The sequence below is a fragment of the Bacillus sp. EU55 genome, from assembly GCF_038005925.1.
In the GTDB taxonomy this organism is placed as follows: domain Bacteria; phylum Bacillota; class Bacilli; order Bacillales; family Bacillaceae; genus Bacillus; species Bacillus velezensis.
In genome coordinates, this window is record NZ_JBBOUE010000001.1 from 2,842,256 (window position 1) to 2,854,808 (window position 12,553).

The 12,553-nt window shown below is 46.5% G+C and carries 13 protein-coding genes; 3 read left to right on the plus strand and 10 right to left on the minus strand.

Going from position 1 to position 12,553, the window contains the following annotated elements; genetic code table 11:
• Nucleotides 1-8: 8 nt before the first annotated feature.
• From NYE50_RS14440 to NYE50_RS14450, 3 genes are all read right to left on the minus strand, one after another.
• On the minus strand, nucleotides 9-149 hold the full coding sequence (locus NYE50_RS14440; protein ID WP_003152787.1) for a YrzI family small protein: 141 nt from the start codon (nucleotides 147-149) through the stop codon (nucleotides 9-11).
• A 389-nt stretch (nucleotides 150-538) separates the two neighbouring features.
• The gene (locus NYE50_RS14445; protein ID WP_007408225.1) at nucleotides 539-1,339 is read right to left on the minus strand and encodes a formate/nitrite transporter family protein; all 801 of its coding nucleotides are present in this window, start codon (nucleotides 1,337-1,339) and stop codon (nucleotides 539-541) included.
• Between the two features lie 267 nt (nucleotides 1,340-1,606).
• Nucleotides 1,607-1,975, minus strand: a complete 369-nt coding sequence (locus NYE50_RS14450) for a DUF2294 domain-containing protein (RefSeq protein ID WP_007408224.1) — start codon at nucleotides 1,973-1,975, stop codon at nucleotides 1,607-1,609.
• A gap of 306 nt (nucleotides 1,976-2,281) precedes the next feature.
• Here NYE50_RS14450 and fdhF point away from each other — a divergent pair, with 306 nt between their 5' ends.
• A complete protein-coding gene (gene fdhF / locus NYE50_RS14455) occupies nucleotides 2,282-5,224 on the plus strand; it encodes a formate dehydrogenase subunit alpha (RefSeq protein ID WP_087920802.1) in 2,943 nt (980 codons plus the stop codon).
• 17 nt (nucleotides 5,225-5,241) lie between these two features.
• Nucleotides 5,242-5,733, plus strand: coding sequence for a DUF1641 domain-containing protein (locus NYE50_RS14460; RefSeq protein ID WP_172870036.1), 492 nt, complete (start codon nucleotides 5,242-5,244; stop codon nucleotides 5,731-5,733).
• 40 nt (nucleotides 5,734-5,773) lie between these two features.
• On the opposite strand, the gene NYE50_RS14465 is transcribed toward NYE50_RS14460, so the two are convergent.
• The 5 genes from NYE50_RS14465 to NYE50_RS14485 form a co-directional block, all read right to left on the minus strand.
• Complete coding sequence (locus NYE50_RS14465; protein WP_012118061.1) at nucleotides 5,774-6,004, minus strand: YrhC family protein; 231 nt, start codon at nucleotides 6,002-6,004, stop codon at nucleotides 5,774-5,776.
• Between the two features lie 83 nt (nucleotides 6,005-6,087).
• Nucleotides 6,088-7,230: a bifunctional cystathionine gamma-lyase/homocysteine desulfhydrase gene (locus tag NYE50_RS14470; RefSeq protein ID WP_021494369.1), complete on the minus strand. Its 1,143-nt coding sequence runs from the start codon at nucleotides 7,228-7,230 to the stop codon at nucleotides 6,088-6,090.
• Nucleotide 7,231: 1 nt separating this feature from the next.
• Nucleotides 7,232-8,155 (minus strand): O-acetylserine dependent cystathionine beta-synthase, encoded by a 924-nt coding sequence (locus NYE50_RS14475; RefSeq protein ID WP_061862423.1) that lies wholly within the window; start codon nucleotides 8,153-8,155, stop codon nucleotides 7,232-7,234.
• A gap of 47 nt (nucleotides 8,156-8,202) precedes the next feature.
• Nucleotides 8,203-8,898 (minus strand): 5'-methylthioadenosine/S-adenosylhomocysteine nucleosidase, encoded by a 696-nt coding sequence (gene mtnN / locus NYE50_RS14480; protein ID WP_172870035.1) that lies wholly within the window; start codon nucleotides 8,896-8,898, stop codon nucleotides 8,203-8,205.
• A gap of 20 nt (nucleotides 8,899-8,918) precedes the next feature.
• Nucleotides 8,919-9,560, minus strand: a complete 642-nt coding sequence (locus tag NYE50_RS14485; RefSeq protein WP_159354412.1) for a class I SAM-dependent methyltransferase — start codon at nucleotides 9,558-9,560, stop codon at nucleotides 8,919-8,921.
• 183 nt (nucleotides 9,561-9,743) lie between these two features.
• Between NYE50_RS14485 and NYE50_RS14490 the strand changes: the two genes are divergently transcribed.
• The gene (locus tag NYE50_RS14490; RefSeq protein ID WP_003152771.1) at nucleotides 9,744-9,947 is read left to right on the plus strand and encodes a YrzA family protein; all 204 of its coding nucleotides are present in this window, start codon (nucleotides 9,744-9,746) and stop codon (nucleotides 9,945-9,947) included.
• 39 nt (nucleotides 9,948-9,986) lie between these two features.
• On the opposite strand, the gene NYE50_RS14495 is transcribed toward NYE50_RS14490, so the two are convergent.
• A complete protein-coding gene (locus NYE50_RS14495; protein WP_069006945.1) occupies nucleotides 9,987-10,703 on the minus strand; it encodes a YrrS family protein in 717 nt (238 codons plus the stop codon).
• A gap of 63 nt (nucleotides 10,704-10,766) precedes the next feature.
• A complete protein-coding gene (locus NYE50_RS14500; RefSeq protein ID WP_340765381.1) occupies nucleotides 10,767-12,521 on the minus strand; it encodes a peptidoglycan D,D-transpeptidase FtsI family protein in 1,755 nt (584 codons plus the stop codon).
• Between the last annotated feature and the right edge of the window lie 32 nt (nucleotides 12,522-12,553).

Consider the following 12,553-nt stretch of genomic DNA (forward strand, 5'->3'; position numbering starts at 1 on the left):
CGTGCCCGTTAGTTCATATAAAAATGTTTCAGCTGGCGTTCTTTCGCTTCATTATAAAACTCTTCGACCTGCTGTTCTCGTTCATACTCTTCCGCACTTTTAAAACGCTTTGAAATGGTCAGTGTTAAAAAGAAAAGATTAATGGTCATTATCGCTCACCCCCTTTCAATATCCGCACAAGCGAAAATAACCCGCAGCAAAGTTCATATGCGCTGCGGGCAGACTAAATCCGCAGACAAAAGAAGACGGTGCTTCTTTCCCTGCGGGGAGCTGCGAATGTCCTGATACTCCGAAATTAACGTGCTTGACGGGCAGAGGTTAAGGAAGGACACGAACTCTTCCACAGGCTGAATCGGTTCAATTGTAGATTTTGATTGCCGTTTAACGTCGTCATGTGATTCAACCTCCCTTTGCTTTTTTCTTACTTTGTAAGTATATCCATCAGCTTCCATTTTGTAAACATTTTTTTCAAGATTTGGACGGAAAATGTGCTGGCATTCCGCTTCAATTGTCCTTGTTTTCCGGCATCTTTCTTACCTCAGGAAACTCTTTTCATCCCTTGCTTTTTCTGATCTTTTTTTGAATATGCAATAAAATAAATAAGGCCGACAAACACTGCCCCGCCGATGACATTCCCGATAAAGGCCGGAATGAGATTGCCAATCAGATCACCCCACGAAAAAGAACCTGCAAAAATCGCAGCCGGGATGATAAACATATTGGCTACAACGTGCTGAAAACCAATTGCGACAAATGCCATAATCGGAAACCATATACCCGCGATTTTTCCGGCTCCGTCTTCTGCGCCGAAAGAAAGCCAGACGGCCAAACAGACAAGCCAGTTACAGCCGATCGCCGAAACAATGACTTTTCCAAACGGCATATCCAATTTGCCTTGTGCGACCGCAATCGTTTTTTCCAAGTAAGGTCCTGTTTCGGTTAATCCGACAACATGTCCGAAAAAGTAAGCGACAAACAGTGCGCCGACAAGATTCATCAACGTCACGATCACCCAATTTTTCACTAATGCACCGGCGGATATTCTTCTGGAAAACAGCGCCATGGATACCGACATCATATTTCCCGTAATCAGCTCCGCGCCGGCAAGAACGACGAGAACCAATCCGATGGGAAACACGGACGCCCCGATTAAACTCGACAGGCTTCCCCATTCTTTCGGAAGGTCGCCGATGACACGGATATCAAGCAAATAACCGAGTGCGATAAACGCTCCTCCCAAAAATCCTAATACAATCAGTGCTGAAAGCGGTGAATGCACCTTTTTTACCCCTGATTCGACCGCAAGCTCCGCTATTTCGTCCGGTTTACGAAAAGCCATAATAACCCCTCCATTTAACAATTCAGCCCGCAGTTTCCAAAGACGCCTAACAAAAAAGGCAGCATTCAACTAACCCGTCTGAAAAAACGAGGGTTTGAATGCTGCCTAACTTGTATGCATACCCATACACCAATATCAAGCAGAATGAAAATATGCGGTATAGAATATGTACAGATCATGCACACATTCCATAAAAAATCGTCCTTAGGCCACTGCCGGCAGTTCATATCATATCAAATGTGACAATTTCGTGTCAATTGAATATTGTCAGCTTTTGATTTCTTCTTTATGCTCTTCAATTGAGCGGTCAAAGACAAACACCGATACAGCAATATTTTCCTCTATTTTTATATCTGAAAACAGATGCACCAGCTTTGCTCCGATGAGCTCTTCCATTCCGTCAGGCGTTTGTTTTGAATACAGTTCCTGAATTAAGCTGGTCCGCGCCGCATGAACCATTTCTCTTCCTTCAGGCGTGCGTGCGATAAACTGCTCACTCGCGCTTAGATTGCCGTAAAGTGTAGATACCGCCATGTTATCCACAAAAACGGTGTGAATTCGTTCAGGCCCCTTTCCAAATAATTCTTTGCGCAATTTCCGGATAATATCGTTAAATTCATGAATTTTTTTAGACATATTGTCCCCTCCGATTTTAGCCTATGAAAGACATTCCCGGTTCCCCTTTGTGACATTTCACCTGGTTAAAGTTTTCCTTTCGTATTGTATTATAATAAATATCACCTTATAATAAAAGCAGTGAAGATGGATTTGTAATAGGAAACGTGTTACGAGTCTATCGTTTTATACAAATAGGATTGGTCTGTTAGTAAGACTTGCTAGTGAACTATTCCGCCATGCGTATTTATACCGTTCTCCGGACAGGAGGCCGGTATCTATGTGCATGGCTTTTTTTCGAGTTTAAAAGATGGAGGGGAATTGGAAGTGACAGACGTTCAGTCTATCCGTGTCAAAATTGACGGCACGGAGTATGAAGCACCAGAGGGGTCTAAGATTTTAGATATTTTAAACCAAAACGGAATTGAGATTCCGCAAATATGCCATGTACCGGAAGTGGATCCGATTCAAACATGTGACACCTGTATTGTTGAAGTAAACGGGAAATTGCAGCGCTCTTGTTCCACGGCTGCAGAAAACGGGATGTCCATCTCGCTTACGTCGGGAAGGGTAAAAGAGGCTCAGACAGAGGCCATGGATCGCCTGCTCGAGAATCACCTGCTTTACTGTACGGTATGCGATAACAACAACGGCAACTGCACACTGCATAATACAGCGGAAATGATGGGAATTGAGCATCAGAAATATCCGTATACGCCGAAAGATGATTCAAAGTGCGCGGTTGATATGTCTCACCCGTTTTACCGCTATGATCCAAACCAATGTATCGCCTGCGGCCAATGTGTGGAAGTGTGTCAAAATCTTCAGGTGAATGAGACCCTTTCAATTGATTGGGAGCGCGACCGCCCGCGGGTCATTTGGGATGAAGGCGTCGCCATTAATGAATCTTCCTGCGTCAGCTGCGGCCAGTGTGTCACTGTCTGCCCTTGTAACGCACTGATGGAAAAATCAATGCTCGGCCAAGCCGGATTTATGACAGGAATAAAAGAAGATGTCATGGAACCGATGATTGATTTAGTAAAAAATGTTGAACCCGACTATACAAGCATCTTCGCCGTGTCTGAAGTGGAAGCGGCTATGCGCGATAAACGGACGAAAAAAACAAAAACAGTCTGCACGTTCTGCGGCGTCGGATGCTCTTTTGAAGTATGGACAAAAGGACGTGACATCCTTAAAATTCAGCCTGTTTCCGATGCTCCGGTTAACGCGATTTCCACATGTGTGAAAGGGAAATTCGGCTGGGACTTCGTGAATTCGGAAGAACGGATTACAAAACCGCTTATCCGGAAAAACGGCGCATTTGTTGAATCGTCATGGGAAGAAGCTCTTGATCTTGTCGCTTCAAGACTCGGTTCGATCAAGGCCGAACACGGAAATGGTTCTGTCGGTTTTATTTCTTCTTCTAAAATTACGAATGAAGACAACTACGTCATCCAAAAATTAGCACGCCAAGTATTTGAAACCAACAACGTGGATAACTGCTCACGCTACTGCCAGTCACCGGCAACGGACGGCTTATTCCGCACCGTCGGTATGGGCGGTGACGCCGGCACAATTAAAGATATCGCAAAAGCGGGCCTCGTGCTCATCGTCGGCGCCAATCCGGCGGAAGGACATCCGGTTCTGGCCACACGCGTGAAACGCGCCCATAAACTGCACGGCCAAAAACTGATTGTTGCCGATCTGCGCAGAAATGAAATGGCTGAACGGTCCGACCTCTTTATCAGCCCGAAACAAGGGACTGACCAGGTCTGGCTCATGGCAGTAACGAAATATATGATTGACCAGGGCTGGCACGATCAAGCGTTTATTGATGAAAATGTCAACTACTTTGATGATTATAAAGAAACGCTGGAAAAATACACATTGGAATATGCGGAGCGCATCACCGGACTTTCTCAGGATACGATCATCCGCATTGCCGAAATGATTCGTGATGCAGACGGCACTTGTGTTCTTTGGGGCATGGGCGTTACTCAAAATACAGGCGGCTCTGATACATCAGCGGCGATTTCCAACCTGCTGCTTGCCACAGGAAACTACCGCCGTCCGGGCGCCGGAGCCTATCCGCTGCGGGGACATAACAACGTTCAAGGCGCTTGCGATATGGGAACTCTTCCAGGCTGGCTTCCGGGGTATCAGCATATTACCGATGATGCGGCACGCGCTAAATTCGAAAAAGCTTACGGTGTTGAAATTGACGGCAAGCCGGGTCTTGATAATATCGAAATGCTCCATGCGATTGAAGAAGGAAACATGAAAGCCATGTATCTCGTCGGTGAAGATATGGCGCTCGTTGATTCAAACGCCAACCATGTTCATGACATTTTATCCAGCCTTGATTTCTTTGTTGTGCAGGATATTTTCCTTTCAAGAACGGCGCAATACGCGGATGTCATCCTGCCTGCGGTTCCATCTCTTGAAAAAGACGGAACATTTACAAACACAGAGCGGCGTGTGCAAAGATTGTATCAGGCGCTTCCGACACTCGGCGATGCAAAACCCGACTGGTGGATTATTCAGGAAGTCGCCAATCGTTTAGGCGCTGATTGGAATTACACGCATCCTAGCGACATTTTCTCAGAAATGGCGAGCCTTTCTCCGCTGTTCGGAAAAGCAAGCTACGACGTTCTTAGCGGCTGGAACAGCTTCTTGTGGGGAAGTTTTACGGGAGAAAGCACTCCGCTTCTTTATGAAGACGGCTTTAACTTCCCGGACAAAAAAGCCCGTTTTGCGCTGAGCGATTGGGTGGAGCCTGCCGTATTCCCTGAAGAATATGACCTGCATATTAACAACGGACGGATGCTTGAACATTTCCACGAAGGAAACATGACAAACAAGTCAAAAGGCATTCAGTCTAAAGTTCCGGATGTATTTGTTGAAGTATCGCCGGAGCTCGCGGCTGAACGCGGAATTTGCGACGGAACAATGATCCGGCTCGTCTCTCCTTTTGGAGCGGTTAAATTGAACGCGCTTGTGACAGACCGTGTCCGCGCAAATGAGCTTTATCTGCCGATGAACTCTACAGATAAAGATTCTGCGATTAATTTCCTGACCGGGCCTGCGTATGATTCACGGACACATACACCTGCCTATAAGCAGACAAAAGTCCGCATGGAAGTGCTCGGTTCCTGTGATACTCCGCCGCTTCCGAAAACGAATCCGCGGAACAAAAAACGTCATCCGCAAAACGGTGTGGAAGCTCAGCGAAAATGGAACCGTCCGGGCTATGTGCACTTAACTGATTAAGGAAAGGAGGAAACATTATGGCAAGCCCAATTACTGAAATTCAAAAAGAAACGAAAACAGAGGAACAGCTGAAAGCTGAAAAACTGGAAGAGCTGAAGACGCTTCTCGCAGAAAATGAAGAAGCCGTCGCGAAAACGATGTCCATCATGGCAGAGCTGAATGGCTTGGGCATTTTTGATGCCGCCGGCTATATGCTCCAGGCAAAAGAGGAGATTGCCAAAATCGCACTCGGACAGATTTCCCGGGAACCTGTCACCAATCTCCTGAATACGATGATGGCCGCGGGAGGCGCGCTGTCAAAAGCTGATCCCGAATTTATGGGCAGACTTTTAGAAAGCGCCATGGCCGGGACGGATCAGGCGCAAAGATTTTTAAAAGAGGACAGGAAAGTCAGTATGTTTGAACTGATGAAAGCCGTCGGTGATCCTGATATTAACCGCGCGCTCGGCTTCGGGCTGCAGTTTTTAAAAGGAATGGGAAAAGAATTACGCGAAAACCCGTCTGAATAAGAAACGAAAAAGCCATTGTCAAAAGACAATGGCTTTTTTTTTATTCATCGGCCTCTTCCAGCCTCTTTTTATAAATAAGTGAACGGTCAACGCAGAAATAAGCGCCCGCTAAAAATACACAATCCGTTACAAACATCAGCATTTTCTGGCCCGCAGTCAGCCCTTGTCCGGGAAGAACCGCGCCGATATAAATGAAGGTGCTGACTGCAAGCAGAATAAATGCGTAATGCTTAAAATCTTCTATTAATGATTTCAGTCTTTTCTTCTCCATATAAGGTCACCTGCCAGTTTTATAGTCTACCAACATTATAATACAAGCTGACAGCCGACAGAGAATGTAAATCTATCCATTCTTTATAAAAGTGAATCAAGCGCCTGTTTCACATCCGCCGTTAAATCCTCAGTATCCTCAATACCGACTGAGATCCGCACGAGCCCGTCGGTAATGCCAAGCGCAAGCCGGCGGTCGCGCGGGATCGAAGCGTGCGTCATTCTGGACGGCACGGAGATTAAGCTTTCAACCGCTCCTAAACTTTCCGCGATCGTAAACAGGTTCAATTTTTCTAAAAACGCGTCGACGCGTTCGCTGCTGCCGACATCAAAGGAAATCATTCCGCCGAAACCGGAGCTTTGCGCTTTTGTCAGCTCATGGCCCGGATGTTTCGCTGATCCCGGATAGTAGAGCGTCTGAACGGCATCATGCGCTTCAAGCAGCCCGGCGATTTTTCCGGCGCTGTGATTGATGGCATCCATTCTGAGCCCCAGCGTTTTAATCCCTCTCATCAAAAGCCATGAATCCTGCGGTCCTAAAACGCCGCCCGTTGAGTTTTGCACGTAATGAAGCTTTTCGCCCAGTTCTTTATCAGCCGTGACGACTAAGCCGCCGACGACATCGCTGTGGCCGCCGAGATATTTCGTCGCGCTGTGAAGCACGAGATCCGCGCCGAAGCTGAGCGGCTGCTGGAAATACGGCGTGTAAAACGTATTATCGACGATAAGCAATACGCCCGCTTCTTTTGCGATGTCAGACATCAGTTTGAGGTCAGTCACTTTCAATAGCGGATTTGTCGGTGTTTCGATATAAATGGCTTTCGTATTCGGGCGAATGGCCTTTTTGACTTTTTCTTCATTGCTCGTATCAACAAAGTCCGCTTCAATGCCGAAGCGGTTCAGCACACCTGTCATCACCCGGTAAGTGCCGCCGTATACATCATCCGTCAAAATAACATGATCGCCGCTGTCAAACAGCATCATGACGGCAGTAATCGCAGCCATGCCTGAGCCGAACGCATATCCCGCCGCGCCGCCTTCAAGCTCCGCAATTAAGCTTTCAAGCGCCGTCCGCGTCGGATTGGCCGTTCTTGAATATTCATAACCCGTGTGCTCGCCCGCTTTCGGCTGCCGGTACGTGCTTACTTGATAAATCGGTACGGAAACCGCTCCTGTTTTTTCATCTCCCGTAATTCCTCCGTGCACCATCAGCGTTTTTTTCTTCATCTTACTGACCTCCTTGAAAAATGTTTTTGCTTATATATCGATCGCTGCCGTCAGGGAAAATGGTGACGATATTTGATCCGGCGGGCGCTTTTTTCGCTTCTTCAAGCGCTGCATAAAGAGCCGCCCCTGAAGAGCTTCCTATTAAGAGGCCTTCTTTCTCGGCCGCTTCTCTGACAAGCGAAAACGCCGTATCGTCTTCCACCGTGTAAATGGCGTCAAAATGGTTCTCGTCCATATAATCCGGGATAAACTCCATGCCGATGCCTTCCGTTTTATGGGCATGCGGCTCTCCTCCGTTCAGGATCGAGCCTTCCGGTTCAACGATCACCGTTTTGACGGCAGGATTTTTCTCCTTTAAATAAGCTGCCGTACCGGCAAAGGTGCCGCCGGAACCCGCTCCTGCGACAAAAGCGTGGATATCCCCGCCGAGTGCGTTCCATATTTCGGGTCCGATCGTTTTGTAGTAAGTCAATGGATTTACTCGGTTTTTAAATTGCAGAACGGCATAAGAATTATTAATCTCTCTCTCCAGTTCAAGCGCTTTTCGGATGGCTCCCTGCATGCCTTCTTCTCTCGGCGTATGCACGATGTCCGCTCCGAGAGCTTTCATAATTTGCTGCTTTTCTCTGCTGAAATGCTCCGGGACGCAAAAAACGGCGCGAAGCTGATGCTTTCTGGCGCACAGAGCGAGTCCGATCCCGGTGTTTCCGGCAGTCGCCTCAATGATAACGCCGCCCGGTTTCACCTTTCCCGTGCGAAGCGCATCTTCAATGAGCATCCCGCCCAGCCTGTCTTTAATGCTTCCGCCCGGATTCATCATCTCAAGCTTAGCATAAACCGCTGTTCCCTCCGGTATATCAAAATGATTGAGACGGAGCAGCGGTGTATTTCCGATCAGTTCTGTAATATCTGTTATCACGTTCAATATGTGTCCTCCTCCTGGAAAAGCGGAGGAGAACGAGAATCCCCCGCTTAGTGAATTCGTTTGATGACATTCAGGACAAGCTCAGTTGAATGAACGGCAGCCTGTTCTAAAAATTTACCAAATGAAACGTCAGATTCTTTTCCGGCAATATCAGATAAAGCTCTGATGACAACAAAAGGCGTTTTGAACTGGTGGCACACCTGTGCGACAGCCGCAGCTTCCATTTCAACCGCGTACAAATCCGCAAATTTGGCGCGTACGTCTTCAACCCGCTTCGGATCATTCATAAAAGAATCTCCCGTAGCGATTGTGCCCTTGGCGACTTGAATGCCGTTCAGTTCAGAAACCGCTTCCTCAGTAATGCTGATCAGCTTTTCATCAGCTTTGTATGCTGCCGGAAGACCCGGCACCTGTCCGTATTCATAGTCAAACGCCGTCACATCCACGTCATGATGGCGGACATCTGTTGAGATGACGACGTCGCCTACATTCAATGTATGATGAAAACCGCCCGCTGAGCCTGTGTTAATCACATAATCAGGTTTGAAACGGTCAAGCAGGAGCGTCGTGCTGATCGCCGCGTTGACTTTTCCGATACCTGATTTCAGCAAGATGACTTCGACGCCTTCATAGCTGCCAGTTGTAAACTCACAGTGAGCGATCATCTCTTGTTTTGCGTCTTTCAGTTTGCTTCTTAAAATCGTAACTTCCTCTTCCATTGCTCCGATGACTGCCAGTTTCATTTATACACAATCCCTTCGATTTACCGTTTAGTCGCCTCCATTATCCAGACAAAGTCATTTTGCTGCGTAAACCGCGCGGCAAATCCCTCTTCTGAAAAGATGTTTTTCATTGTCCCGAGTGTCGGATAATGTTCCGTCTTTAAATCGTCCGCTAATTGATGATAGCCGTTTCGGATTGCTTTTTTAATGGCTTCATCATAAGCTTCATGATCTTTAAAGACTGTATCGGCAAACACTATTTTATCATGCTTCTGAAGGATTGCGCCATACTGCTTTACAGCCGTTCGCTTTTCTTCATCGGTTAAATGATGAAAGGCGTACGAGCTGACGATAGTATCTATTTGAAAAGGCGGAGCGGGAAACTCCAGAAAATCTCCGTCACTGAACACGGCTTTGTCAGAAAGCTTGTCAGCCGCCAGTTTTCTCATTGACGGAGACGGTTCTACACCAAACACCTTTTTGTTCGCAGCGGCTAATTTCGCCGTTAAATTCCCCGTTCCCGGTCCGAACTCTAAAACGTTTGAACCTGAAAGTGCGACAATGCTGTCAAGAATGTTGTCATATCCTTTAAAAACAGCGGCATATTGTTTGTCAGCCCCGTGCACTGTGGCGTCATAAGTCGCTGCCCAATCTTCAAATAAAGGAATAAATTCACGGCCCATATTTTTCACTCTCCATATTTTATAATTCCTATGAGTATAGTATGGATTAATCGTGGAACAGTTCCTATCCTATCACAAAAAAGAATGGAAGGGTACTAAAATACTTTGGGATTATTGCGCAATTACGGCAGAAAGGCTTATACTTTCATTGACTCAGAAGAAAAATCAGGAGGATCTGTACTGATGAATTTTCAATTGGATTTAATCAAAGATAAAGTAGAATTTTTCGAAGCGGCATCTTTGCAGGAGCTTGAAAAGAAAATAAACGTTCAGATTGAAAACAACCAGGCGATTATGCTTCGCGTCCGTTCCGTATCCCATCAGGTGACGGCCGTTGACGGCAGAATCCTTTACAGCGCGTCGGTGCATTTTTCAGCTGACGTATGACAGAAAAAAGCAGCTGAATAATCAGCTGCTTTTTTGCGGTTATTTTAAGGTTTCTACTTTTGTCGGCTTCCAGCCTTTTTTGTCTTTCCAAGTGATGGTGACCTGATACTTTTTGCCGTTCGTTTTGTCTAAAACTTTACCCTTCGCATCTTGCGGGCTTCCATTGTTTCCGAGCCACAGCACTGTCATATGATCTTTTGACACGCCTGTTGCGTAAGAGATGGCGTCAAGCATTTCGGACCAGTCTTCAGAGCTTGAGTCATACGTCGCCGTATGTTCTCCCGTCTGCTTTGTGCCGACCGCTTTCCATTTCGGGTTAACAATTGTTTTCTCGACATCGCTTGATGAGCCGCCCTCTGTTATTTTTGCGCCTTTAAAAGGATCGCTTGAATCCGAGTCTTTTTTGCTGCTGTCATCACTTTTCGATGAATCATCGTCTTTTTTGCTGTCAGAGTCTGAAGATGAATCAGATGTGTCCTTATCCTGTTTATCTTTTTTGTCATCGTCTGATGCCGTATCTTTTTTGCTGTCTTTTATGTCTTCATCCGATGTCTGCTTCGTCTTGCCTGATGCAGGTGTTTCCTGCTTCTGGCTCGTGTCCGCTTTTTCGCTCACGTCGCCCGACGGACTGTTGATGAAGAGGCTGACGGCAACGACGACAATAAGAATAGATACGATAGCAATTAAAATGTTAAGCACCATATTTGCTTTTCTGCGCTTATCACGGTTTTCAAAACGAGATTGTTTATTGCTCAATCATTCTGCACTCCTTTATCCCTCTTGCTCAGCATATATTTTAACATGGGCTGAGCGGTTGTTCTATGTCTGATTTATTTCATTTTCATGTACCTTTTTAACAATATCATAAAACACTGTATTTGTCAGAGCCTTATCCCCCGGCGTGTCCATGTGCAGCACCACGAGAGCGTATTTCGGCTTGTCCGCGGGAAAGTATCCCGCAAACCATTTGTGGTAAAGCGTCTGTTTTTCTTTTGTGAACATTCCCGTCTGGGCTGTTCCCGATTTGCCTGCTATCTCATACGGCAGATCCTGAAACCTTCGGCCGGTTCCTTTCGGTGAGGTGACGACTTCTCTGAGAATTTTTTGAAGCTGCTGCGCCGTATATTTGTCGATGTTTTCCCCTTTTAACGGCTTATCTTTGAATGACGCCATCGTCGTTTTGTTTTTGTATTCAATTTTGTCCGCGATTTTGACTTGTTTTTTTTCACCGCCGCGCGCGATCGCCGCCATCATATTGGCGACTTCAAGAGGCGTGACTTTCACGTTTTTTTGCCCGATCGCCGTCTGTGCGACGGCTTTTTTTACGGTTTTGTCTTTGTCATCTCCCCAAATGACCCCGCTTTTTTCATTATACAGCTGCCTGAATCCGTCTTCCCGGTACAGCTTGCCTTCCCAGCCCGCCCGCTGTGTGAGACCGAGTTTTTCCGCCATGTTTTCAATAGCGGAGTCATCTTTTTTGACCAATTTTTCCGCAAGACTTGTAAACGTATAATTGCAGCTTTGGGCAAAGCTTTCTCCAAAACTGAGCGTGCCTTTGTCGTCACCCGGCTCTCCGTACAGGTTGAGACTGCAGTTAAAGGATGTGCCCGGCTTCACTTCATTTTGTTCAATTGCGGCTGCGGCGACCACCGTTTTAAACACAGATCCCGGATAAATCGGCGTCAGCATGTAATTTTGCAGTGTCTGCTGCTTTGACATGTCGGCGTCAGGCTTTGATACCATTCCGAGCACACTGCTTTTTTCAATGTCTAAAAGGACGGCTCCCCCCTTTTTTAACCCGCGGTCTTTCAATACATCTTCCATTGCTTTTTGAATATTGCGGTCGATGGAGGTTTTGACTTGCAGCGGATAAAACGCGTTTGCTTCTGCCGTATATTTGACGTCCATTCCGAATAAAGGGTTTCCCCTTCCGTCGACATGATACAAAAGTTTTGTGTCCTGATCCGCCAGCAAAAACTCATCAAACGTCCGTTCCATCCCGCTTGTCCCGATTTTTGCCGTGATCGGCAGTTCCTTACGGCCGGGATATTTCTTTTTCAAAAGCTCCGGGTCCTGATTTGTCGCGCCCAACAGATGAGCGGCTATGTTTGTTTCTTTGCTGTCTTTCATATATACGCCGTAAATGCCCGGATATTTCAAAGAATTGATATTTGACACGGATTGTTTCGTCAGATGTTTTATTTTTCTGCTGTTTAGGATCACCGGTTTTTTCGCTTCCGTGAGAAGCTGCCTGAGCTCATCCTGTTTCATCCCGAGAATGGCGGATACCCGGTCAATCGGCCAATCCTGCGTCACGAGAAAGGGAAACAGTATGACGGCAGGCTGCTTTTTTCCGGTCAGTTCTTTGCCGTTCCGATCAAGAAAAGAGCCGCGTCCGTCTGAAATAAGGACTTCTTCCGTCCGCTGCTTGACGCTTTCCTGAATCAGATTAATATTGGATTTTGAAAAAGATTCTGTAAAAAACAGCTGAATTTCAGCCAGCCTCGCAAGGAGAAAGAAAAACACGAGCAGAAAACAAATCACGGCCGTTTTCAGCCTTTTTGATACGATCATAAAAAAACACCTCATCCACATTTTGGACGAGG

Bases quoted from the DNA above. Each gene is read 5' to 3' on its own strand.
- NYE50_RS14440 (WP_003152787.1), bottom strand. From the start codon at position 149: ATGACCATTAATCTTTTCTTTTTAACACTGACCATTTCAAAGCGTTTT.
- NYE50_RS14445 (WP_007408225.1), bottom strand. From the start codon at position 1,339: ATGGCTTTTCGTAAACCGGACGAAATAGCGGAGCTTGCGGTCGAATCA.
- NYE50_RS14450 (WP_007408224.1), bottom strand. From the start codon at position 1,975: ATGTCTAAAAAAATTCATGAATTTAACGATATTATCCGGAAATTGCGC.
- NYE50_RS14460 (WP_172870036.1), top strand. From the start codon at position 5,242: ATGGCAAGCCCAATTACTGAAATTCAAAAAGAAACGAAAACAGAGGAA.
- NYE50_RS14465 (WP_012118061.1), bottom strand. From the start codon at position 6,004: ATGGAGAAGAAAAGACTGAAATCATTAATAGAAGATTTTAAGCATTAC.
- NYE50_RS14470 (WP_021494369.1), bottom strand. From the start codon at position 7,230: ATGAAGAAAAAAACGCTGATGGTGCACGGAGGAATTACGGGAGATGAA.
- mtnN (WP_172870035.1), bottom strand. From the start codon at position 8,898: ATGAAACTGGCAGTCATCGGAGCAATGGAAGAGGAAGTTACGATTTTA.
- NYE50_RS14485 (WP_159354412.1), bottom strand. From the start codon at position 9,560: ATGGGCCGTGAATTTATTCCTTTATTTGAAGATTGGGCAGCGACTTAT.
- NYE50_RS14490 (WP_003152771.1), top strand. From the start codon at position 9,744: ATGAATTTTCAATTGGATTTAATCAAAGATAAAGTAGAATTTTTCGAA.
- NYE50_RS14500 (WP_340765381.1), bottom strand. From the start codon at position 12,521: ATGATCGTATCAAAAAGGCTGAAAACGGCCGTGATTTGTTTTCTGCTC.